Source organism: Microbacterium flavum, from assembly GCF_018717645.1.
In the GTDB taxonomy this organism is placed as follows: domain Bacteria; phylum Actinomycetota; class Actinomycetes; order Actinomycetales; family Microbacteriaceae; genus Microbacterium; species Microbacterium flavum.
In genome coordinates, this window is the sequence record NZ_JAFLHG010000001.1 from 184,884 (window position 1) to 205,925 (window position 21,042).

Consider the following 21,042-nt stretch of genomic DNA (forward strand, 5'->3'; position numbering starts at 1 on the left):
GCTCACACCCCACCTCCGCCTCCGCCACCGCCCCCGCCCCCGGCCGACCCGCCGCCCGAGGAGCCGCCCGAGGTCGAAGACGAACTCGCCGCCGCCGCCGAGAGTGAGCCGATGCTCGACGAGAACCCCGATGCGTCGAAGGCGCCCGTCCCGTAGTACCAATACGGACCCGCCGCGCCCACCGCTGTGTAGAGGACGGCGAGCTGGCTCGACCACTCCTTCTCCTGCCCGAACACGACGGCATACGGCAGCAGCTTCTCGTACAGCGCCAGCTTCTGCCGCGGGTCGCTCACGTCGACCGGCACCCGCTCGGCGCCGGCGGGCGACTGAAGCATGCGGATGCGGTCGGCTTCCGCCCAGGCGATGAACTCCTCGAGACCTTTCAGGTGGTCACGCACCTCCGCACCCTGAGCCGAGAGCGGACGGCGGACGACGAGGCAGAGCGCGAGCACGACGAGCAGGCCGGCGGCGACCATGACGACCGTCGGGACGACGGCCTGCACCCCCGACCCGAGCGCCACCATTCCGAAGACGAACACCAGGGCGCCGGCGACGAGGGTCGCGACGATCGGCCATGCTCGCGTCCCCGTCGGCACCGCACGCCGCAGCCCGCGCGCGGTGAGGTCCTTGTCGGCGGCGGTGAGGATCTTCTGCGCCTTCGAGGCGAACCGCGAATCCTGTCGCCCGAACTGATAGGTCTCGCCCGCCTGCCCCGCCGGAAAGAGCGCGCCCAGCAGCAGACTGCCGTCGGCGTCTGCGCGGGAGGGGTCGACGAGTTCCGCGGTGAGCTTCGCCTTGCCCGTCCACCCGCGTTCGCCCTCGATGATGCGGATCGACCCGGCGACCGCCTGCTCCAGGATCTCGGCGGGGATCGCCTTGTCGCGTTTGCCGAGCAGCACTGCGCTCTCGAGCGCATCGACGCCGCTCGGCGGCGTGTACTCGGCGATGATGGTGGGCCGCCCCGGGTCGTCGGCGAGCCCCCGCCGCCTCGCGCGGAGAGCGAGCCCCGCGCCACCGAGGACCCCGAGGCCGGCGACCGCTTGCAGCCAGCCGAGGGGTGAGCCGAGGTACGACGAATCGAAGACGGTGAAGGTCCCCGGTGCGAAGCCCACCGCCATCGTCAGCGTCTGCTGCGGCGCGAGGGAGCCGGCGGATGCCGTGATGACCACGCCCCCGTCCGGCCCGGGATCCGAGGTGATCGACGCGCAGGCATCCGCCGAGCCCTGCGCACCCTGGTAACAGGACAGCCTTCCGGTGAGCTGCGACGCCAGGTCCGACGCGAGGTGCAGGCGCGCGGTCACGGCGCTGAAGGGCTGCTCCCAGTCGACGCCGTTGACGTCCCAGTAGAACTCGAGGCCGGTGTCGGGGAAGTTCCAGGTGACGTTCTCGAGCGTGTAGGTCAGGACGTAGGTCTGCCGCCCGTGCACGTAGGAATCGGCCCGCGAGACGATCGAGAACACCCCACCGTCCTCCTCGACCTCGCTCTCCCGCGGCGCGCCGGTCTCGTCGGTCACCGAGACGAGGTGCGGGCGCACCGGCTGCGAGTTGTAGGTGTCGGGCACGAGACGCCGGATGCCGTGGTTCTGGTCCGTCTCGGGGAAGACCGCGACGATCGTCTCCACGACGCGCAGCCTGCTCCCCCCGTCCTCGGCCCGCGTGAGGGTGTAGTCCGCGTCGAACGAGTCGAAGACGAAGTCGTCGACTCCGGAGGGCACGGCGAGGGCGGCCTCGGTGGGGGTCTGCGCCCTCGCCGCAGTCGGCCCGATCAGGACGATCGCGAGCGATGCGGCCGTCGCGGCGACCGTGGTGAGGACGGCGGCGAGGACACGGTTCCGGCGCATGCGACCACCCTACGGGGGCCCTCACACGGCACGCACTACAGTTGACGGCATGACCGATCGCCGCCTCGCCGTGTCGGCGTGGGAGAGTCTCTTCCGCGCTCAGCACGAGGTGTTCCGTCAGATCAGCGGCGACTTCTCGGACTCCGATCTCGCGCAGGCGGAGTACGACGTGCTGCTCACGGTCGCGCGGGGCGAGAACGGCTCGGCGCGCCTGCGGGACGTGACGGCGAACATGCTGATCAGTCAGCCGAGCGTGTCCCGGCTCGTCGACCGGATGGTCTCGCGGGGGCTTCTCTCCAAATGCCCCGACCCGCAGGACGGGCGCGGCGCGGTGCTCACCGCGACCGAGGACGGCCTCAGCGCGTTCCGCCGCGTGGCATCCGCCCACGCGCGATCGATCGCGGAGCGCATGTCGGTGCTCGACGATGTCGAACTCGCCCAGCTCCAGGCGCTGGCGCAGAAGCTGCGCTGCCGCTGACCTGGACTGACGGGGCGGGGCTGGGCGGGGCGCGGGATTCTGCGCCTGCATGTGACGCGTTCGCGCTTGTCGTGGCGCTGATTGCCCGCGTGCGACTCACCTCGCTGCACATCCGGCGCGAGCACACCGACGTCGGGGTCCTGCGCGCCGCAATCGCACGCCGCGGGGGATGCCGCGATCCCCGCCATCGCGTCCACCTGGCGCATCGGCGGGGTTCGAGCCGCGCATTCCCGGGGAGCGCGCCCGGCGAACGGGCGCGCCCCGCCAGCACGCTCAGCACTCGATGACGTTGACAGCGAGGCCGCCCTCGCTCGTCTCCTTGTACTTCGTGGACATGTCGATCCCGGTCTGACGCATCGTCTCGACGACCATGTCGAGCGAGACGTAGTGCTCTCCGTCGCCGCGGAGCGCGAGACGCGCCGCAGTCACCGCGGTCGATGCCGCGATCGCATTGCGCTCGATGCAGGGGATCTGCACGAGCCCACCGACCGGGTCGCAGGTGAGGCCCAGGTGGTGCTCCATGGCGATCTCGGCGGCGTTCTCGATCTGGCGGTTCGTGCCGCCCATGACGGCGGTCAACCCGCCGGCGGCCATCGCGCACGCGGACCCGACCTCCGCCTGGCATCCGCCCACCGCACCGGAGATCGACGCGTTCGCTTTGAAGAGCGAGCCGAGGGCCGTCGCCGTGAGCAGGTAGCGGCGGATGCCGCGACGCCGGTTCGCGTCGGCGAGGGCGAGCTCCGCCGAGGCGTCGAGGACGGACGGCGGGCCGTCCGGGGCGTGCAGGCCGAGCAGCGCCGACCCGACGAGCTCCCCGTAGGGCGTCACGGCGGTCGAGGACCCGAGGCCCGCGTCGGCGAGGAAGCGCCACCAGTACATCGCGACCGCAGGAAGGATGCCGGCGGCGCCGTTGGTGGGCGCTGTCACGACCCGCCCGCCGGCGGCGTTCTCCTCGTTGACCGCGAGCGCGAAGGTTCCCAGCCACTCCCCCGGAAGCTCGCGCCCCGTCTCCGCCTCCGATTCCTCGAGCTGCTCCCGGATCGCGCTCGCGCGCCGCTTGACGCGCAGGATGCCGGGGAGCACCCCGTCGGAGTGCAGGCCAGCGTCCACACACGCGGACATGGCATCCCAGATGGCGTCGAGCTCTGCGGCCACCTCGTCCTCGCTGCGGAGGGCCTCCTCGTTGCGGCGGGCGAGCTCGGCGATCGTCAGGCCGTGCTCGTCGCACACGTCCAGCAGCTCGGCGGCAGTCGAGAACCGATACGGGAAAGGAGCCGTGGTCAGGTCGGGCTCCGCTCCCTCACGGCGGATGAACCCACCGCCGATCGAGAGGTACGTATCCTCCGCGAGAAGCTCGTCCATGTGGCCCCCGCCGTCACCCCAGGCGCGCAGCGTCATCGTGTTGGGGTGACCGCCCGGGCGGCTCCGCGGCTCGAACGAGATGTCCTCGCGCGCGAACGGGACCGGTCGGGTTCCCGCGACACGGAGGTCCGCGCCGTCGGCCCAGTCGGTCCACGCGCCGCGGACGAGGTCGGGATCCACCGTCTCCGGGTCGTGACCGAGGAGACCCGCCACGACGGCGTCCGGCGTGCCATGGCCGAGGCCGGTGGCGGCGAGAGACCCGTACAGCACGCACGTCACCCGGCGGAGGCCCGGCAGCCTCACCGCGCGTGCGGCGAAGTCGCGTGCGGCCCGCAACGGGCCGACGGTGTGCGAGCTCGAGGGGCCCACTCCGATGGAGAACAGCTCGAACGCGGAGACGTACGCACTCATCCTCCGAGACTACGCCGCCGCGAAAGGGCGCTCGCGGACCACTGCATCTAGGCTGTGGGGCATGGGGATTGAGGCACCGTGACCGCGCTGACGGCTCTGGCATCCGATCGCGCCGCTGCGCTCGAGGCCCTCGAGGCGGCCGGGCGCGTCGACGAAGGGTTCCTGGAGCGATTCGACGCCCAGTTCCCCCGGCTGCACGGCCTGTTCACCCAGCTCTACGGCGACCGGACGGACGGGCAGGAGCAGCTCGCCGCGACCGTCGCCGCGGCATCCGCCTCGTGGAACGCGCGCCCGCTGGAGTTGAAGGCCCGCGACGCGCAACGCGAGACCGACCGGCAGTGGTTCCAATCGGAGCGGATGCTCGGCGGGGTCGCCTACGTCGACCGGTTCGCGGGCAACCTCGCCGGTATGCGCGACCAGATCCCATACCTGCGCGACCTCGGGCTCACCTACCTGCACCTCATGCCGCTGTTCGCGGCGCCGGAGGGCGACAACGACGGCGGGTATGCCGTTTCGAGCTATCGCGCCGTGGATCCGAGCCTCGGGACGATGGAGGACCTGACCGACCTCGCCGGAGACCTGCGTACCGCGGGGATCGCGCTCGTCGTCGACTTCATCTTCAATCACACGAGCAACGAGCACGAGTGGGCGCGGGGGGCCGTCGCGGGAGATCCCGAGTACGCCGACTTCTACCTGATCTTCCCCGACCGCGAGATGCCCGACGCCTACGAGCGGACGACCCGGGAGATCTTCCCCGACGATCACCGCGGATCGTTCGTCCAGCTGGAGGACGGGCGGTGGATCTGGTCGACGTTCTACCACTACCAGTGGGACCTCAACTACGCGAACCCCGCCGTCTTCCGCGCGATGGCCGGCGAGATGCTCTTCCTCGCCAACCGCGGCGTCGACGTCCTGCGGATGGACGCCGTGGCCTTCATCTGGAAGCGCCTCGGCACCTCCTGCGAGTCGCTCCCCGAGGCGCACCTGCTGCTGCAGGCCTTCAATGCGGTGCTCGCGATGGCGGCCCCGGGCATGCTCTTCAAGTCGGAGGCGATCGTCCACCCCGACGAGGTCATCAGCTACATCTCCCCCACCGAGTGCGAGCTGTCCTACAACCCGCTGCAGATGGCGCTGACGTGGGAGGCGCTCGCCACGCGCGACGCTCGTCTGCTGCAGGATGCCCTCGAGCACCGCCACGCGCTTCCCGAAGGCACCGCGTGGGTCAACTACGTGCGCAGCCACGACGACATCGGGTGGACGTTCGCCGACGAGGACGCCGCAGCGCTCGGCATCGACGGCTACCGCCACCGCCAGTTCCTCAACCGCTTCTACACCGGCCGGTTCGACGGGTCCTTCGCCCGCGGGGTCGCCTTCCAGGAGAACCCCGAGACCGGGGATGCCCGCGTCACCGGCACGACCGCCTCCCTGGCGGGCATCGAGGCCGGGGATCCGGGCGGCGAGGACCGCGTCGTCCTCGCCTACGCCCTCGCCCTCTCGACCGGCGGCATCCCGCTGCTCTACCTCGGCGACGAAGTAGCGCAGTTGAACGACTACTCGTACGCCGACGACCCGGTGCGCCGCGGCGACAGCCGCTGGGTGCACCGCGGGAACCGCCCGCGCGACCGCTACGCCGAGCGCGAGGATCCGAGCACCTCCGCCGGACGTGTCTTCCGTCGGCTGACGAAGCTGATCTCGGTCCGTCAGTCCGCGCCCGAGCTGGCGGGGAACGCGCTCGTCGGATTCCGCACCCCGCATCCGTCGATCCTGGGGTATCAGCGCCCGGGGGCGGAGACGCGCCTCCTCGTCCTCGCGAACGTCGGGGATGCCGAGGTGCGGCTCGACCCGCTGACGCTTTCGGGCTTCGAGCGCTCCGCGTTCGACCTCGTCCACGACGCGGAGCGCGACCTCGACGAGGGGCTGGATCTGCCGCCGCACGGGTTCATGTGGCTGCGGGTCCGTCCGCTCTGACCTGAGACAGGCACCGCGGTCGCTCTGCCCGCCCGCCTTGCCGCCGATCGAGGCGCCGTATTGAATAGCGCACAGCGCTGCGCGTCGCAGCGCCGCACAGGACAGGAAGTGATCCCCGTGGGCACCACGGTCTTCGAGAGAAACGCACCCCCGGCATCCGTCGTCGAGCACGCCCTCGACCGCACGCAGGAGGCGGTGTTCTGGACGCAGGACCTGTCGGCGGCGCTCCGGCCCGACCGTCCGCCCCTGCGCGGCACCGTGCGCGCCGACCTCGTCGTCGTCGGCGCCGGCTACGCCGGACTGTGGACGGCGCTCCTCGCGAAGCTCCGCGACCCGCACCGCCGCGTCGTGATCGTCGAGGCGCAGCGGGTCGGGTGGGCGGCATCGGGCCGCAACGGCGGATTCTGCGAGGCGAGCCTCACCCACGGCCACGAGAACGGCGCGAGCCGCTGGCCGGACGAGATCGACGAGCTCGAGCGACTGGGCAGGGAGAACCTCGACGCGATCGAGCAGACCGTCGCCGACCTGGGCCTGGACGTGCAGTTCGAGCGCACCGGCGAGCTCGCGCCGGCCGTCGAGGAGCATCAGCTCGCGTGGCTCGACGACTGGCGCGCCGAAGCCGCGGGCGATCCCGACGTCGTCTACCTCGACGAGGCCGCCGTCCGCGCGTCCATCGCGTCGCCGACCTACCTCGCCGCGATCTGGGAGAAGCGGTCCGCCGCTCTCGTCCACCCCGCGCGCCTGGCCGCCGAGCTCGCGCGGGCGTGCGAGGAGCGCGGCGTCGAGATCTTCGAGCGCTCGCACGTCACGGCGCTCGATTCGTCCACGAACGGCGTCACCGTCATCACCTCCGGCGGATGGGTGCGGGCCTCGCAGGCCGTCCTCGCGACGAACGTCTTCCCGTCGCTGCTCAAGCGCAACCGGCTCATGACGGTGCCTGTCTACGATTACGCCCTCATGACCGAGCCGCTGAGCGCCGAGCAGTGGGATGCCATCGGCTGGCGCGACCGCCAGGGAATCGGCGACATGGCCAACCAGTTCCACTACTACCGTCCGACGCAGGATGGGCGGATCCTCTTCGGCGGATATGACGCGCTGTACCACTACGGCCGCCGGGTCGACCCGCGCTACGAGCACCGCCCCGACGTGTGGCGCACGCTCGCGAGCCACTTCTTCACCACGTTCCCCCAGCTCGAGGGACTCCGCTTCTCGCACGAGTGGGCGGGGCCCATCGACTCCTCGACGCAGTTCACCGCCTTCTTCGGCACGGCGCGCGGCGGACGGGTCGCCTACGCCGCCGGCTTCACGGGCCTCGGCGTCGGATCGACGCGCTTCGCGGGCGAGGTCATGCTCGACCTGCTCGCGGGCGCCGACACCGAGCGCACGCGCCTGAAGATGGTCCGGGGGCGTCCGCTGCCGTTCCCGCCGGAGCCCGCCGCCGCGGTGGGGATCAACCTGACGCGCTGGTCGATGGACCGCGCCGACCACCGGGAGGGCCGGCGCAATCTGCTGCTGAAGACCCTCGACTCCCTCGGCCTCGGGTTCGACTCATGACCGAGGTCTCCGACGGTTGGGACGACGACCTCGACGGAGGCGACCTGGATGCGGGCGTCGTCGTGTCCGCTCTCACGGTGGACGTGCCGCTCGTGCCGGTGCCGGCTGCACAGGTGCTCGCCGGGTCCCCGGCGTCGGGGTCCGTCGACCTCGACGAGGACATGGGGATCGGGGTCTGGGAGATGACCGTCGGCGCGATGCGCGACGTGGAGATCGACGAGGTGTTCGTCGTCCTCGCAGGAGACGCGACGGTGGAGTTCACCTCGCCCACGCTCCCACCGATCACGCTCACGCCCGGCGCCGTGGTGCGCCTCGCCGCGGGGATGCAGACCGTCTGGACGGTGCGCGAGACGCTGCGCAAGGTCTACCTCGTGTAGCGACGGTCGCCGCGGTGGCGGGGCGGCTCGCGAGGGCGTCAGCCCTGCGTCACCTCGACCTCGAACGACACCGTCTCGCCCGTCTCGCCGTCGGTGAGGGTGACGCCCGAGTCGCCGACCTTCAGCGGGGTCAGACCCGGGTTGAACGTGGCCGAACCGTCGTCGCGCCCCGGCGTGAACGACAGGACGTCGGGATCGTCGATGTCGGCGGTCCACGCGGAGACGCTCGTGTCGCCCGCAGCGAGGACGATGACGTTTCCGAGGGGCACGGTCACGGTCGTGCCGTCGATCGATCCGAGCTCGACGATGACCGGCGCGGGCAGCTGCGCCGACGAGCCGGTCGGCGCCGGGGCCGGGGCGGCGCCCGTGCATCCGCTGACGGCGAGGACCAGCGCGAGGGATGCCGCGGACAGCGCTCCTCTGGCCGACATAGTGGTGGGCATGGGATCTCCTTCGTCGACGACGCACCCCGATGGTGGTCCGACCCTACTCCCCGTATTACGGTGGCCACGGCCTCGAATTCCGAAGATTCACCGACGACCCGACGGAGACCCGCTCATGACCGACGCTTCGACAGTCTCAGGGACCGCGACCATCGCGACGCCCGCATCCGCGGCCGCACCCTCCGCCGCCGCAGCCGTGCCCACCGGGGCCGTGGCCGATCCGGAGGCGAACGCGCGCGTCCGCGCCGACGACCGGGCCCACGTCTTCCACTCGTGGAGCGCCCAGGCGCTCATCGACCCGCACCCCGTCGCGGGGGGTGCCGGCGCGAGCTTCTGGGACTACGAAGGCAACACCTTCCTCGACTTCTCCAGCCAGCTCGTGAACCTAAACCTCGGGCACCAGCATCCCGATCTCGTCGCCGCCATCCAGGCGCAGGCGGGGCGCCTCGCCACGATCCAGCCGTCGATGGCCAACGACGTGCGCGGCGACCTCGCGCGCCGCATCTGCGAGGTCGCGCCCGAGGGCATGAGCAAGGTCTTCTTCACGAACGGCGGCGCGGATGCCGTGGAGAACGCGGTGCGCATGGCGCGCCTGGTCACGGGCAAGCGCAAGGTGCTCGCCGCCTACCGCAGCTACCACGGCAACACCTCGACGGCGATCACGCTCACCGGCGACCCGCGCCGGTGGGCCAACGAGCCCGCCGACGGCTCGGTCGCCCACTTCTTCGGGCCGTACGCCTACCGGTCGCCGTTCCACTCGGCATCCCCCGAAGAGGAGACCCGGCGCGCCCTCGAGCATCTCGAGCAGACGATCATCCTCGAGGGCGCCTCGACGATCGGGGCGATCATCCTCGAATCCGTCGTCGGCACGAACGGGGTGCTCGTGCCGCCACCCGGGTACCTGCCGGGTGTGCGCGCGCTGTGCGACAGGTACGGGATCGTGTACATCGCCGACGAGGTCATGGTCGGCTTCGGCCGGATCGGCGAGTGGTTCGCCTTCCAGGCCTTCGACGTCGTCCCCGACCTCATCACCTTCGCGAAGGGGATCAACTCGGGGTACGTGCCGCTCGGCGGCGTCATCATCTCGGACGAGATCGCCGCCCGCTTCGACACCGTCGCCTTCCCCGGCGGTCTGACCTACTCGGGGCATCCGCTCGCGTGCGCCGCGGGGGTGGCGACCTTCGAGGTGTTCGCGCGCGACGGCATCCTGGAGCGCGTCCGCGACCTCGGCGCACGCGTGGTGGAGCCGCGCCTGCGCGCGATGGCCGCGAAGCACCCATCGGTCGGCGAGGTGCGCGGGCAGGGCCTGTTCTGGGCGATCGAGCTCGTGAAGGATGCCGAGACGCGCGAGCCGCTCGTGCCGTTCAACGCGTCCGGCCCGGATGCCGCCCCGATGGCGGCGATCGCGGCGGCGTGCAAGAAGGAGGGCCTGTGGCCCTTCACCCACTTCAACCGGGTCCACGTCGCGCCCCCGCTCGTGATCTCGGAGGAGGACCTCGTCCGCGGCCTCGACATCATCGACCGCGCGCTCGACGTCGCGGACCGGGCCGCCGCCGGCTGACGCCCCCTCCCGTGCCCGCGCCGCGGCAGCCCTCACCGGCACCGGCCGTGCCGAAAGCAGGGCGGATCGGACTTCGGTGACCGTCCCGGCCCCCGAACAGCCGATCGGCCCTGCTTTCCGCACGCGAGCGGCGGGGGCGGGCACAGGCCCGGCCGGCGGATCAGAGCAACCCGCGCCCGTCGCGCAGGTCGAAGATCAGCTGCGTCTCGGTCGCGCGGACGACGGGATGCACCGTGATGTGCTCGAGCACGATGTCACGCAGCGCCGCGGTGTCCTGCACCGCGACGTGGACGAGGAAGTCGTCGGCGCCGGCGACGTGGAACACCTGCAGCACCCGCGGCGTCTCGGCGAGGGCGTCCGCGAGCGATCGCACGTTCGCGGGCGTGTGATTGGTCAGCCGCACGCGGATCATCGCCTGCAGGGGAAAGCCCATCGCGACCGGATCGATCCGCGCACGGGTGTCGCGGATGACGCCCCGCGCCCGAAGCGCACGCACGCGGTGCGCGCACGTCGACTCGGCGATCTCGAGGCGCCGGGCGAGAGCGGTGTTGCTGACGTCCGCATCGACGGAGAGGATGCGGAGGATCGCCGCGTCGATGTCGTCGATCGGCATCCTGTCCTCGGATTGCGTTCTCACCATCTCGACCTCTCTCGCGCGTGCTCGAATTGAGGATTCCGGGCTCTTTGCTCATGATTCTGCCGGAATCCACGCATCTCGCGCGTATTCCTTCCCCAGAACGCAGGATGAGAGGATGCGCGATGACCTCTGGCACCTCGACACCCTGGCCGTCCACGCCGGCCGCGACGACCTCGCGGCCCTCGGCGTGCACGCTCCGCCGATCGACCTCTCGACCACCAACCCCCTCCCCGACATCGACAGCGGCGGGGACTCGTACGAGGCGATGGCCGGAGGCGGACGCCCGCTCGCGGAGGGTGGGATGGTCTACGCGCGCCTGTGGAACCCGACGGTCGCCCGGTTCGAGGATGCCCTCGCCGCGCTCGAGCACGCGGATGCCGCGGCGGCGTTCGCCTCCGGGATGGCGGCGATGACGGCGGTCGTCATCGCCCACACCGTCTCGATCGGCAAGCCCCACGTCGTCGCGGTGCGGCCGCTCTACGGCGGCACCGACCACCTGCTCGGATCCGCGATGCTCGGCACCGAGGTCACCTTCTGCCGCGAGGGCGAGGTCGCGGCCAGCATCCGCCCCGACACCGGCCTCGTGGTTCTCGAGACCCCGGCGAACCCCACGCTCGAGCTCGTCGACATCGCCGCGGTTGTGGCGCAGGCGGGAGATGTGCCGGTCGTCGTCGACAACACGTTCGCGACCCCGGTGCTGCAGAACCCGCTGGACCTCGGGGCGGCCATGTCGTTGCACAGCGCGACGAAGTACCTCGGCGGACACGGCGATGTGGTCGCCGGCGTTGTCGCCGGGCCCTCTGCCACGATCGCGGCCCTGCGCCGCGTCCGCGCGATCACGGGCGGCCTGCTGCATCCGCTCGGCGCCTACCTCCTTCACCGCGGCCTGCCGACGCTTCCGCTCCGGATGGAGCGTCAGCAGACGTCGGCGCAGCGGATCGCGGCCTGGCTCGCGGATGATCCCGCCGTCGCCGAGGTGTTCTACCCCGGGCACGACGGGGATCCGCGCGGTCTCCTGCAGCGTCAGATGCGGGGTACCGGCGCCATGGTCTCGGTGCGGCTTCGGGGTGGGGCGGCGGCGGCATCCGCCCTCACCGGCGCGGTGCGCCTGTTCACCCACGCCGTCTCCCTCGGCGGGGTCGACTCACTCATCCAGCACCCCGCCGCGCTCACGCACCGCCCGGTTCCGATCGAGGCCCGCCCGGGCGCGGACATCGTACGGCTCTCGATCGGACTCGAGGATGCCGGGGACCTCATCGCAGACCTCGACGCGGCGCTGCGCGCCTCCGCCGAGCCATCCCGGCGCGCGTCTGCGCCCTCGTCCCCGGGCGCATCGGAGGGACATCTTGTGGGGGTTTCCGGCGCACGCGCCCACTGAACGCAGGGCGCGGCCGGTGAACGCAGGGCCCGGCCCGCGGCCAGGCCCCGCCCGCGATCTCAGAGGGTGCGAGCGAAGGGGTCGAACCCCTCCGGCAGAAGCGGAACCGGCGCCACCGTCGAGGAGATCCGCACCGTCTCGCCGGAGGCGGCGGCATCCTGGGCCGAGAGCATCACGTCGAGCACGTGCGCACCGAGCTCACCCGTCGCGATGTGCGGGCGGTCCGCCGCGATCGCGCGGGCCATGTCGAGCACCCCGATACCGCGGCCCGTGAGGGCGCCCTGCTCGGGGATCTCGATCCAGCGCTGCTCGCCGCGGTCCGCGTCGGAGATGGAGCCCAGGGGCTTCACGACGGCGATGCGACCCGAGAACATGTTGGGGTCGGGGAGGACCATCGACCCCTCCGACCCGTGGATCTCGGCGACGCCGGCCCGCTCGAGGGCGGAGTCGAAGCTCAGCAGGTGGGTGCCGTGCTGGCCGCCTGCGAAGGAGGTCAGCACCTGAACTGTCGAGGGAACCTCGACCGGGAAGGTCTCTCCCGCCCTCGGGCCGGTGCGGATCGTCCGCTCGAGCTGCGGCCGTGAGCCGCGTGCCGCGACGGCGTCGATCGGCCCGAGGAGGCTGACGAGCGCCGAGAAGTAATACGGCCCCATGTCCAGGAGGGGCCCCGCGCCGTTCGCGAAGAGGAAGGCGGGCTCCGGATGCCAGGCATCCGGACCCTGCGTCTGGAACGTGGTCTGCACGAACAGCGGCGTGCCGATCGCCCCGTCGGCGATGGCACGCTTCGCCGTCTGGAACCCGGGGCCGAGGAGCGTGTCGGGCGCCGCGCCGATGCGCAGGCCGCGCTCGTCCGCGAGCGCGAGGAGGTCACGCGTGGCGTCGCGGTCGAGGCCGATCGGCTTCTCCGTCCAGACGTGCTTGCCGGCCTCGAGCGCTGCACGCGAGACCGCCACGTGGACAGCGGGGATCGTGAGGTTCACCACGAGGTCGACCTCGGGGTTGGCCAGCACGTCCGCGGCGGTACCCCACGCGCGGACCGAGAACTCCTCCGCCTTCGCCCGCGCCCGCTCGGGAACGAGGTCTCCGACCGCGACGACGTCGATGTCGGGGAACGACGTCAGGTTCTCCAGGTACGTCTGGCTGATGACGCCCGTGCCGATGATGCCGACGCCGAGCCGCCGAGTGGCCTCCGCGGCGCTCATGCGACGAACCCGCCGTCGCGCAGGAAGGCGAGAGAGGCGGCGACGTCGGCGAACACGTCGCCCGGGGCCTTGTCGTACTCGATCACGGCGTAGCGGATCGCGGTCCCGGCACGGAGCGCCTCGGCGAGGGGGACGTCGCCTTCGCCGGCGCGGCGCTGGTCGAGCGAGTCCGAGCCGAACTCCGGTGCTCCCTGAGCCCACGGGTTGGATGCCGGGACGACGCCGTCCTTGACGTGCACGGCGGTGAGCCGATCGCCGAGGCGCGCGACGAGCGCGGGGACATCCTGGCCGCCGGTGAGCGCCCAGAACAGGTCGAGTTCGAGCTCGACCCGCGGGTCGGCGAGGGAGACGAAGCGCTCGTACGCGGAGACGCCGTCGAAGCTCGCGATGAACTCCTGTGCGTGGTTGTGGTAGCCGACGGACAGCCCGAACCCCTGCGCGGTCTCGGCGAGCGCGTTCAGGCGCTCCGCGATGTCGAGGACGCCGTCCTCGGTGAGCCAGCGCTCGGGGGCGACGAACGGGTCGATGACGGTGCGGATGCCGATCTGTGCAGCGGCCTCGAAGACGACCTCCGGCGCGGGGGTGGGGATCGACCCGTCCGGCGTCCACAGCTCGTCGGTCAGGAGGGGGGCGTGCCCCGTCGGTGAGGCGAGACCGGATGCGTCGAGGGCGGCGCGGATCTCGGCGGGGCGCGAGACGAAGTCGAACGCCTCGACGTTGCGCAGGCCGGTCGCCGCGAGCGCGTCGAGCGAGCCCTGCATGTCGGCGGAGAACTCCTTCGCCAGCGAGTAGAGCTGGACCGAGGCTTCGGGAAGGGTCATGGCACGTCCTTCTGGGATACGTCGTTGTGGGATGCCGCGCAGCGCTGCGCGCGGCGAGGCAGCTGCGCCGCCAGCGACGATACTCCACAAAACCTCCGAGTGGAAGTTTTATCCCGGGTATGAGATCGGTATGGACCCGATGCCGGCCCGTCCCTATGCGACGTCCGCGACATATTCTGCGGAGGGCGCCTGGGCCGGACCACACCCGCCGCCACGGCGAGACGGCCCCGTCGCCGTCCACCCGAGGAGCGAGGATCTGTCGATGAGAGGACTGTGGGCCGGTCTGGTCGCCGGCGTGGCCGCCGTGGGGGTCGTCGTCGTCATCCTCGGCTCGGGCCTGATCGCGGGCGGCTCGGCCGGCCGGGCGGCGTACCTCGACGGCGACCAGCCCACGATCTCGGCCGCCGGCTTCACTCACCCCGGCGTCTTCCTCGGACTGCCGCAACTCGAAGCGGTCCGCCGGAGGATCGCCGCGGGCGAGGAGCCCCAGGCATCGATCTACTCCGAGCTCACGGGGCCCTCCGGCGCCTCCCTGGTGAACCGTCGGCCCGTGTGGAGCGTCTACGCCGACGCCCACGACCTGTCCGCGCCCTGCGCGCCCGAGAGCCCCCAGGGGTGCGTCATGGATGCGGGCTACGTCACCACGCCCGGGGGACGCCAGCACACCGACGCCGCCAAAGAGAACATGAGCACGCAGATCGACAGCGCCTACCTGAACGCGCTCCTGTATTACTACTCGGGCGGAAAGGAGGTGTACGCGCAGAACGCCATCCGGATGCTCAACGCCTACGGACACAGCTTCCGAGGGTTCACCTCGACGCCCGCGAACAATCACTCCGGCGACCTGTTCGCCGGATGGATGGCGGAGACCCTCGTCCGCGCTGCGGAGATCATCCGCTACACGTATACGCCGAGCTCGGGGAGCACCGCGTTCGATGTGAGCGCGTTCGAGTCGATGCTCCGAACCGCATTCGTGCCCCGGCTCGAGAACGGGGGCCCGGATGTCAACAACTGGCGCACCAGCGCCACGGACGGGCTGATGAATGTCGCGGTGTTCCTCGACGATCGCGGCCTCTACGACCAGGCGCTGTCCCTGTGGCGAGACGTGACGCCGTCGTACATCTACCTGGCGAGCGACGGCCCCCGGCCTGCGTCGCTCATGGGCGGGTCCGCGGCGGACCTCGATTGCCGCTGGGCGCACGACTATTCCGCGCACTGCACGTCGAACCCGAAGACGGCGCCGGGGATGACCTATCAGAACGGTCAGAACATGGAGATCTGCCGGGACATGTGGCATTCATCCGCCGGCGTCGGCGGCATCGTCAACGCGGCGGAGACGGCCTCGCTCCAGGGGGACGATCTGTACGGGGAACAGCGCACGCGGATCATGACCGGCATCTCCTACATGCTCCAGCTCAGTCAGAGCATCTCCGCATCCGGCTACCCGCACGACTTCTGCGCCGGCGCCGCGAAGTACCACGGCGAAGATCCCGCCGGCAACGCGTTCCCCACGCAGTGGGACGCGACGGCACCGCTGTCGGCGGTGGTCGCGTACAACCACTACGCCACGCAGGACGGTCTCGCCTTCCCCACCGTGAGCATCCCGGGGTGGTCGGATACCTATCCGGGCGGCGACCCCGTGGCCGCCTACATCGCCGCGCACCGCTCCGGCCCGACCGATGTCGAAGGCTACGTCACGGCGTGGCAGGTGCTCACGCACGCGGACGTCGGATCCGGCATCGGGCCGACGCCTCCGACCGGGGATGGCTCCCCGGGGCCGACACCGGCGACGCCGTCGCCGAGTCCCTCGGGAGCCGTCGGTCGCGCGGGACGCCGGAGAAGAACGAAGACCCCCGGTCTCCCGGAGGTCTCGTCACTGTCTCAACACAGTGTGCGCCCGAAGGGACTCGAACCCCTAACCTTCTGATCCGTAGTCAGATGCTCTATCCATTGAGCTACGGGCGCATGCCTTCCGTGCGGAAGGCCGTGGAACAGCTTAGCGCACGCCGCACCGCGGGGCGAATCGAGCTCTACTCCAGCTCGCCCGGGTCGACCCCTCGAGCAGGGGCGCCGCCGTCGGTCACGATGTCCGGGAGTTCGCCGGCCGCGTGCAGAGCCCGCTGCGACGAGGCGGTGCGCCGCTGCGCGCGCAGCTTCGGCAGATCGACGAGTCGCAGGGCCTGCATGCGCGCCTTCCGCATGCGGTCGTAGTCGGGTTCGAGATCGGGGCGGGATGCCTCGATGCGCAGCGTCCGGTCGATGTTCTTCGCGACCTCCGACCACGCGGCATCCCGCGCATCGGAGACGAGAGCGCGGAGCTCGGCCTCGTCCGCCGCGCGCTGACGCAGCTCGCTCGCGACGTGGAGCGACTGCTTCTCACGGCGGCGGAGGTTGCGCACATCGCGCGCCCGATAGTCGTGCGTCCCGTCCGACTCGTAGTGGCGCCCGCGGGCGCGCCGGCGGTCGGCCGCGGCCCGGGCGGCATCCGCCTCGGCCTCCTCCGCGAGCATCTCGAGCGCGTCCTTCGCGGCGGAGGTGTAGCGATCAGCGTCGAAGTCCTCGCCGTCGGCCAGGATGTGCACGAGGATCGTGTTCTTCAGGCTCAACCGAGTGGCCGCGGAGGCGATGTAGAGGCCTTCGGCGACGACATCGCGCGTGCGCACCCGATTCTTCTTCGCCACGGAACCCCCTCGAGTCGATCCTAGGCAACCGGGTCCGTCACCAGCGACGGGGAGGGCGGATCCGCCCTCCCCGTCGACGGACGAGCGTGTCGCTCCAGGATGCCTCGCAGGCGGCCCCGGGAGAGCGTGCTCAGACCGGGCGCGTGTAGCGGTCGGAGCTGAATCCGATGATGAAGTAGCCGATCGGGGCGATCAGCCAGAGGAGGAAGATCGAGAAGACGGCGCCGTGGTCGAACGCCCTTCCGATCCGGAGCGCCACGATGATCGCGAACACGATGTTCACGATCGGGATCAGGGCGAGCAGCCCCCACCAGGCGGAGAACCCGGCGACCTTCACGAGGAAGAACCAGTTCACGATCGGGATCAGGGCGAGGATGCCCGGATAGCCCGCCTTCGTGAAGACCTTCCACATCGCGATGGCGAGGAGGATGTAGTAGGCGATGCCGATGATCGTGCCCGCGGTGCCGCCGAAGGCGTTCTGCCATTGATCCAGGGTGGTGTTGTCGACGTCCATGACGCTCATGCTAGGGGGTAGCACGGCATCGATCCATGATCAACCCCCTCCGCGCCGTTCGGCGTGTCCGTAGTGTGGAACGCGCATCACTTCCTCTCTGAAAGGAGCGCGACATGGGTTTTCTGGACGACGCGAAGGAGACCGCCGAGACGGCGGGACGAAAGATCAAGGAAGGCTTCGAGGACACGAAGGATCGCATCGGCGACAAGGTCGACGAGGCGAAGGCCGACGCTGACGTGAAGCGCGCCGAAGCGGAGCGCGACTCCGTCGAGAAGCGCAACGACGTGAAGGCGAAGCTGCGCGGAGACGACGAGTGATCCTCTGATCCGACCTGTACCTGCCCGGCGTCACTGACGCCGGTGCACAAGCGAGGGGCCTCGGAGAGTACTCCGGGGCCTTTCTGCGTGCCCGAGAGCCGCTAGAGCGCGCTGATGCGCCAGGAGGCCGAGGCTCGGCCGCCGGGCGCGAGCACCACGAGACCGGCGTCGTAGTCGTAGCGGCCGGCGTTGAAGGCATCGGGTGCGCACGTCATCGGCTCGACGGCGAGACCGGCGCGGTGGAACGGCTGGCTCGGTCCCCCGGGGAGGTCGGCGGTGTGCACCTGCACCCACGGGCACGCGGCATCCCACGTCACCTGCACGCCCGTGCCGTCAGGATCCGTGAGGGTCACGGTGGCGGTGCCGTCTGACGCACGCTCGAGGCCCGTGTACGCATGATCCAGCTCGACCGCGCCGAGGACGCGGGGTGCGCGCCAGTCGAACCGGTCGGGCTCGAACTCGGCGACGGACTTCAGGCCGAGCGGCGCGAGCCGGTCGGGCGTCACGTCCAGGACGTCAGCGGCGGGGAGCGCGAGCGTCCAGGTGTCGAGCGCACCGGGGCCGGCCACGAGGTAGGGGTGGGATCCCGTACCGAAGGGAGCGGCATCCGGGCTCTCGTTGACGGCTCGGACGGTCTGCGTCAGTCCCTGCTCGTCGAGGACGAAAGCGGTCTCGACGCGCACCCGCCACGGGTAGCTCGTCCGGGGCTCGATGACGGCGGTCAACGTGAGGGCGGCCTCCGAGCGTTCGGCCGGAGCGAAGTCGAGCCAGCTGACGAGCCCGTGCAGCGCATGGCCGCGGCGCGGCTCGGTGAGGGCGAGCTCGTATTCGGAGCCACCGAAGGTGTACCGCCCGTCGATGACGCGGTTCGGCCACGGCGCGAGGAGCGCGCCGCGGGATCCTGGCCGCACCTCGTCGGCGGCGAACGGCACGATGAGGTCGCGCCCGTCGTAGCGCAGCGCGCGAAGGCTGGCTCCCACGCTGGCGATCTCCGCTTCGTAGGCACCGGCGCGGAGGGTGAACGGGGTGCCGGAGCGGGGCGTGACGGTCATGAGGTCATTCTCGTGGATGCCGCCCCTCCGGGTCGGCGATCCCACCGATCAGGGCGTCGACCCGGTCGCCACGGGGCGGGCCGGATCGTTCGACCACTGGCTCCACGACCCCGGATACAGCGCCGCGTCATAGCCGGCGACGGCGAGGGCGAGCACCTCCTGGGCCGCGCTGACGCCGGACCCGCAGTAGACGCCGACCTGCCCGGACCCGACTCCGACTCCGAGCGTCGAGAACCGCTCGCGCAGCTCCACGGGGGTGCGGAGGGTGCCGTCCGGGTTCAGATTCTCGGTGGTCGGGGCGCTGACCGCGCCGGGGATGTGGCCGGCGCGGGGATCGATCGGCTCGACCTCGCCGCGATACCGCTCCCCCGCGCGAGCGTCGAACAGGATCCCGTCCGCGCCTGCGGCGAGAGCGGCGGCCTCATCGGCGCTGAGGCGCGTGCGCTGCCCGGGGCGCAGGGTCACGGCCCCCGGCTCCGCGTCGACCTGGCCGGCCTCGAGGCCGAGCCCGGCGGCACGCCATGCCGCCAGACCACCGTCGAGGACGCGTGCGGCGACGCCGGCATCCGTCAGCATCCACCAGGCGCGCGCGGCGGCCCATCCTTTGTCGTCGTCGTACACGACGACCTCGTCCCCATCGTCGACGCCCCAGCCGCGGACCGTCGCCTGGAACCGCTCGGGGGTCGGCAGCGGATGTCTGCCCTCCTGCGGCGCGCCGTCGGCGGCGAGGTCGTGCTCGAGGTCGACGAAGACGGCGCCGGGAATGTGGCCCTCGAGGTAGAGCGGATGCCCTGGAGGGCCGCCGAGCTTCCACCGGACGTCGAGGACGATCGGAGGGCGGGCGGTGCGGAGGGCATCGGCGAGTTCCGACGCGGAGGTGAGGTGCTCGCGGGTCATGGATCCGACGCTACCGTTCCGTCGGCGGTGTGGACGGGGCGCGCGCTCAGAGCACTTTGGCCGGTCGACCGCGCTTCGGCGCGTCCGTCGTGAGCTCGAGCGCACGCCTCTGCGACGGGCGCTCCGAGAGGCGCTCAGCGGCCAGCTCGAGCCATCGCACCTCCGCCTCCGCTGCGAAGACCATCGCGTCCAGGACCAGCGAGCGAGCGAAGGCCTCAGCCTCCGCCCTTTCGCCGTGGCCGTCGCCGGCCGTGACGCTCTGCCGACGGAGTCCGTCCAGCAGGCGGACGTGGGCGAGGGACGCTCGGTGCTGCTCCCGGATGACGTCGTCGGCGTCGACGCCGGGGAGCGTGGCGGCGACGGCGATCTTGATCGCCAGCTCGTCTCGGGTGCCCGTGGTCCGGGCGATCGGAGACGACCACCATGCGCGCACCTCGGCGGATCCGTCCTCGGTGATCGCCCAGTACACATGCCCCTGCTCGTCGGTCTCGCCCTTCGCGACGAGCCCGTCTCGTTCGAGCCGTTCGAGCGTGTTGTAGATCTGACCGACGTTCAGCGGCCACGTCGAGCCGGTCCGGCGCTCGAACTCCGCCCGCAGCTGGTAGCCGTAGCACGGCCCCTGATCGAGGATCGCCAACAGGCTCTGTCGCACCGACATCCGCCGCTCCCCCCGCTCGGCATACATACCGAGTATCTGGTTTCCGAGTATATGCATACCCGGAAGCACGGGAGCGGCAGGCCCGGATCGCCGGACGCCCCCGACCTTCGAACGCACAGCTTCCGCGTAGCCCGGCCGGGTACGGTCGTGCGGGTGAGCACTGCCGCGCGAGACCTGATGGTGGCGACGTCCGAAGGGGTCGAGTCCTTCTCCCCGGATCAGCTGCGGACGATGCGCGACGAGTTCCAGCGGTTCCTGCTGGAGTATCAGTTCGGGCTCCGCGAGGTCGAGACCAAGCTCGGCATCCTGCGCGACGAGTTCCAGCAGATGCACGACTACAACCCGATCGAGCACGTCTCCAGTCGGGTGAAGACGGCGGACAGCCTCGTCGAGAAGCTCGTCCGGAAGGGCGTGGATCCTGCGTTCGACGCGATCCGCGCGGAGATCACCGACATCGCCGGCATCCGGGTGACCACGAGCTTCACGAAGGACGCCTATCGCCTCTTCGACCTGCTCACCACGCAGGACGACATCACCGTGCGAACCGTGAAGGACTACATCGCCGCCCCGAAGGCCAACGGGTACAAGAGCCTGCACGTCATCGTCGAGGTACCGGTGTTCCTCTCCACGGGCCGCGTCGATGTGGCGGTCGAGGTGCAGTTCCGCACGATCGCGATGGACTTCTGGGCGAGCCTCGAGCACAAGATCTACTACAAGTTCGGCGGCATCGTCCCCGACGGCCTGCTGGCCGAGTTGAAGGATGCCGCCGACTCGGCCGCCCTGCTCGACGCCCGGATGGAGCGTCTGCACGGCGAGCTCCACGGAGACCCGTTCCTCGCGCCCGGCAGTGTGCGGCCGGTGTGAGCGCGGCGCGCGCGACGTAGCCTGGA

At 71.0% G+C, this 21,042-nt stretch carries 20 protein-coding genes and 1 tRNA gene; 9 read left to right on the plus strand and 12 right to left on the minus strand.

The window, feature by feature from the left end:
• Positions 1 to 2: 2 nt before the first annotated feature.
• Positions 3 to 1,841, minus strand: a complete 1,839-nt coding sequence (locus J0P97_RS00940) for a DUF2207 domain-containing protein (RefSeq protein ID WP_215485895.1) — start codon at positions 1,839 to 1,841, stop codon at positions 3 to 5.
• 49 nt (positions 1,842 to 1,890) lie between these two features.
• On the opposite strand from J0P97_RS00940, the gene J0P97_RS00945 reads away from it, so the two are divergent.
• Positions 1,891 to 2,319 (plus strand): MarR family winged helix-turn-helix transcriptional regulator, encoded by a 429-nt coding sequence (locus tag J0P97_RS00945; RefSeq protein ID WP_215485896.1) that lies wholly within the window; start codon positions 1,891 to 1,893, stop codon positions 2,317 to 2,319.
• Positions 2,320 to 2,592: 273 nt separating this feature from the next.
• Here the strand turns inward: J0P97_RS00945 and J0P97_RS00950 are convergent, their stop codons facing one another.
• On the minus strand, positions 2,593 to 4,092 hold the full coding sequence (locus J0P97_RS00950) for an L-serine ammonia-lyase, iron-sulfur-dependent, subunit alpha (RefSeq protein ID WP_215485897.1): 1,500 nt from the start codon (positions 4,090 to 4,092) through the stop codon (positions 2,593 to 2,595).
• 78 nt (positions 4,093 to 4,170) lie between these two features.
• Between J0P97_RS00950 and J0P97_RS00955 the strand changes: the two genes are divergently transcribed.
• The 3 genes from J0P97_RS00955 to J0P97_RS00965 all read left to right on the plus strand — a co-directional run bounded on the left by J0P97_RS00955 (position 4,171) and on the right by J0P97_RS00965 (position 7,991).
• The gene (locus J0P97_RS00955) at positions 4,171 to 6,060 is read left to right on the plus strand and encodes an alpha-amylase family protein (protein WP_215485898.1); all 1,890 of its coding nucleotides are present in this window, start codon (positions 4,171 to 4,173) and stop codon (positions 6,058 to 6,060) included.
• Between the two features lie 117 nt (positions 6,061 to 6,177).
• Positions 6,178 to 7,614, plus strand: coding sequence for an NAD(P)/FAD-dependent oxidoreductase (locus tag J0P97_RS00960; protein ID WP_215485899.1), 1,437 nt, complete (start codon positions 6,178 to 6,180; stop codon positions 7,612 to 7,614).
• The gene (locus J0P97_RS00965) at positions 7,611 to 7,991 is read left to right on the plus strand and encodes a cupin domain-containing protein (protein WP_215485900.1); all 381 of its coding nucleotides are present in this window, start codon (positions 7,611 to 7,613) and stop codon (positions 7,989 to 7,991) included. Before J0P97_RS00960 ends, J0P97_RS00965 begins: the two co-directional genes overlap by 4 nt.
• A 38-nt stretch (positions 7,992 to 8,029) precedes the next feature.
• Here the strand turns inward: J0P97_RS00965 and J0P97_RS00970 are convergent, their stop codons facing one another.
• The gene (locus J0P97_RS00970; protein ID WP_215485901.1) at positions 8,030 to 8,434 is read right to left on the minus strand and encodes a hypothetical protein; all 405 of its coding nucleotides are present in this window, start codon (positions 8,432 to 8,434) and stop codon (positions 8,030 to 8,032) included.
• A 115-nt stretch (positions 8,435 to 8,549) separates the two neighbouring features.
• Between J0P97_RS00970 and J0P97_RS00975 the strand changes: the two genes are divergently transcribed.
• Positions 8,550 to 9,995: an aspartate aminotransferase family protein gene (locus J0P97_RS00975; protein WP_215485902.1), complete on the plus strand. Its 1,446-nt coding sequence runs from the start codon at positions 8,550 to 8,552 to the stop codon at positions 9,993 to 9,995.
• Positions 9,996 to 10,155: 160 nt separating this feature from the next.
• On the opposite strand, the gene J0P97_RS00980 is transcribed toward J0P97_RS00975, so the two are convergent.
• Entirely contained in the window at positions 10,156 to 10,608 is a 453-nt protein-coding gene (locus J0P97_RS00980) for an Lrp/AsnC family transcriptional regulator (RefSeq protein WP_215485903.1), read from the minus strand.
• A gap of 139 nt (positions 10,609 to 10,747) precedes the next feature.
• Between J0P97_RS00980 and J0P97_RS00985 the strand changes: the two genes are divergently transcribed.
• Entirely contained in the window at positions 10,748 to 12,010 is a 1,263-nt protein-coding gene (locus J0P97_RS00985; protein WP_215485904.1) for a trans-sulfuration enzyme family protein, read from the plus strand.
• 59 nt (positions 12,011 to 12,069) lie between these two features.
• Here J0P97_RS00985 and J0P97_RS00990 read toward each other — a convergent pair whose 3' ends face one another.
• Positions 12,070 to 13,212, minus strand: a complete 1,143-nt coding sequence (locus J0P97_RS00990) for a Gfo/Idh/MocA family protein (RefSeq protein ID WP_215485905.1) — start codon at positions 13,210 to 13,212, stop codon at positions 12,070 to 12,072.
• Complete coding sequence (locus tag J0P97_RS00995; protein WP_215485906.1) at positions 13,209 to 14,033, minus strand: sugar phosphate isomerase/epimerase family protein; 825 nt, start codon at positions 14,031 to 14,033, stop codon at positions 13,209 to 13,211. The genes J0P97_RS00990 and J0P97_RS00995 overlap by 4 nt, the downstream gene beginning before the upstream one ends.
• 262 nt (positions 14,034 to 14,295) lie before the next feature.
• On the opposite strand from J0P97_RS00995, the gene J0P97_RS01000 reads away from it, so the two are divergent.
• Positions 14,296 to 15,960, plus strand: coding sequence for an alginate lyase family protein (locus tag J0P97_RS01000; RefSeq protein WP_215485907.1), 1,665 nt, complete (start codon positions 14,296 to 14,298; stop codon positions 15,958 to 15,960).
• Here the strand turns inward: J0P97_RS01000 and J0P97_RS01005 are convergent.
• The 3 genes from J0P97_RS01005 to J0P97_RS01015 all read right to left on the minus strand — a co-directional run bounded on the left by J0P97_RS01005 (position 15,926) and on the right by J0P97_RS01015 (position 17,228).
• Positions 15,926 to 15,998 (minus strand) — tRNA-Arg (locus tag J0P97_RS01005). The genes J0P97_RS01000 and J0P97_RS01005 overlap by 35 nt on opposite strands.
• A 65-nt stretch (positions 15,999 to 16,063) precedes the next feature.
• On the minus strand, positions 16,064 to 16,714 hold the full coding sequence (locus J0P97_RS01010; RefSeq protein ID WP_215485908.1) for an asparagine synthase: 651 nt from the start codon (positions 16,712 to 16,714) through the stop codon (positions 16,064 to 16,066).
• A 130-nt stretch (positions 16,715 to 16,844) separates the two neighbouring features.
• On the minus strand, positions 16,845 to 17,228 hold the full coding sequence (locus tag J0P97_RS01015; protein ID WP_215485909.1) for a DUF5684 domain-containing protein: 384 nt from the start codon (positions 17,226 to 17,228) through the stop codon (positions 16,845 to 16,847).
• Positions 17,229 to 17,341: 113 nt separating this feature from the next.
• Between J0P97_RS01015 and J0P97_RS01020 the strand changes: the two genes are divergently transcribed.
• The gene (locus J0P97_RS01020) at positions 17,342 to 17,545 is read left to right on the plus strand and encodes a hypothetical protein (RefSeq protein WP_215485910.1); all 204 of its coding nucleotides are present in this window, start codon (positions 17,342 to 17,344) and stop codon (positions 17,543 to 17,545) included.
• A 101-nt stretch (positions 17,546 to 17,646) separates the two neighbouring features.
• On the opposite strand, the gene J0P97_RS01025 is transcribed toward J0P97_RS01020, so the two are convergent.
• The 3 genes from J0P97_RS01025 to J0P97_RS01035 are packed head-to-tail and all read right to left on the minus strand — an operon-like array spanning position 17,647 to position 20,152.
• Entirely contained in the window at positions 17,647 to 18,597 is a 951-nt protein-coding gene (locus J0P97_RS01025) for an aldose 1-epimerase family protein (protein ID WP_215485911.1), read from the minus strand.
• Positions 18,598 to 18,645: 48 nt separating this feature from the next.
• Positions 18,646 to 19,494: a sulfurtransferase gene (locus J0P97_RS01030; RefSeq protein ID WP_215485912.1), complete on the minus strand. Its 849-nt coding sequence runs from the start codon at positions 19,492 to 19,494 to the stop codon at positions 18,646 to 18,648.
• A 46-nt stretch (positions 19,495 to 19,540) separates the two neighbouring features.
• On the minus strand, positions 19,541 to 20,152 hold the full coding sequence (locus J0P97_RS01035; protein WP_215485913.1) for a PadR family transcriptional regulator: 612 nt from the start codon (positions 20,150 to 20,152) through the stop codon (positions 19,541 to 19,543).
• 177 nt (positions 20,153 to 20,329) lie between these two features.
• Between J0P97_RS01035 and J0P97_RS01040 the strand changes: the two genes are divergently transcribed.
• On the plus strand, positions 20,330 to 21,016 hold the full coding sequence (locus J0P97_RS01040; protein WP_215486100.1) for a GTP pyrophosphokinase: 687 nt from the start codon (positions 20,330 to 20,332) through the stop codon (positions 21,014 to 21,016).
• The last annotated feature ends 26 nt before the right edge of the window (positions 21,017 to 21,042 follow it).

What these genes read in the sequence shown, in the direction of transcription:
- J0P97_RS00940 (WP_215485895.1), bottom strand. Translation starts at nt 1,841, where the DNA reads ATGCGCCGGAACCGTGTCCTCGCCGCCGTCCTCACCACGGTCGCCGCG.
- J0P97_RS00945 (WP_215485896.1), top strand. Translation starts at nt 1,891, where the DNA reads ATGACCGATCGCCGCCTCGCCGTGTCGGCGTGGGAGAGTCTCTTCCGC.
- J0P97_RS00950 (WP_215485897.1), bottom strand. Translation starts at nt 4,092, where the DNA reads ATGAGTGCGTACGTCTCCGCGTTCGAGCTGTTCTCCATCGGAGTGGGC.
- J0P97_RS00965 (WP_215485900.1), top strand. Translation starts at nt 7,611, where the DNA reads ATGACCGAGGTCTCCGACGGTTGGGACGACGACCTCGACGGAGGCGAC.
- J0P97_RS00970 (WP_215485901.1), bottom strand. Translation starts at nt 8,434, where the DNA reads ATGCCCACCACTATGTCGGCCAGAGGAGCGCTGTCCGCGGCATCCCTC.
- J0P97_RS00975 (WP_215485902.1), top strand. Translation starts at nt 8,550, where the DNA reads ATGACCGACGCTTCGACAGTCTCAGGGACCGCGACCATCGCGACGCCC.
- J0P97_RS00980 (WP_215485903.1), bottom strand. Translation starts at nt 10,608, where the DNA reads ATGCCGATCGACGACATCGACGCGGCGATCCTCCGCATCCTCTCCGTC.
- J0P97_RS00985 (WP_215485904.1), top strand. Translation starts at nt 10,748, where the DNA reads ATGCGCGATGACCTCTGGCACCTCGACACCCTGGCCGTCCACGCCGGC.
- J0P97_RS00990 (WP_215485905.1), bottom strand. Translation starts at nt 13,212, where the DNA reads ATGAGCGCCGCGGAGGCCACTCGGCGGCTCGGCGTCGGCATCATCGGC.
- J0P97_RS00995 (WP_215485906.1), bottom strand. Translation starts at nt 14,033, where the DNA reads ATGACCCTTCCCGAAGCCTCGGTCCAGCTCTACTCGCTGGCGAAGGAG.
- J0P97_RS01000 (WP_215485907.1), top strand. Translation starts at nt 14,296, where the DNA reads ATGAGAGGACTGTGGGCCGGTCTGGTCGCCGGCGTGGCCGCCGTGGGG.
- J0P97_RS01015 (WP_215485909.1), bottom strand. Translation starts at nt 17,228, where the DNA reads ATGGACGTCGACAACACCACCCTGGATCAATGGCAGAACGCCTTCGGC.
- J0P97_RS01020 (WP_215485910.1), top strand. Translation starts at nt 17,342, where the DNA reads ATGGGTTTTCTGGACGACGCGAAGGAGACCGCCGAGACGGCGGGACGA.
- J0P97_RS01025 (WP_215485911.1), bottom strand. Translation starts at nt 18,597, where the DNA reads ATGACCGTCACGCCCCGCTCCGGCACCCCGTTCACCCTCCGCGCCGGT.
- J0P97_RS01030 (WP_215485912.1), bottom strand. Translation starts at nt 19,494, where the DNA reads ATGACCCGCGAGCACCTCACCTCCGCGTCGGAACTCGCCGATGCCCTC.
- J0P97_RS01035 (WP_215485913.1), bottom strand. Translation starts at nt 20,152, where the DNA reads ATGTCGGTGCGACAGAGCCTGTTGGCGATCCTCGATCAGGGGCCGTGC.
- J0P97_RS01040 (WP_215486100.1), top strand. Translation starts at nt 20,330, where the DNA reads ATGGTGGCGACGTCCGAAGGGGTCGAGTCCTTCTCCCCGGATCAGCTG.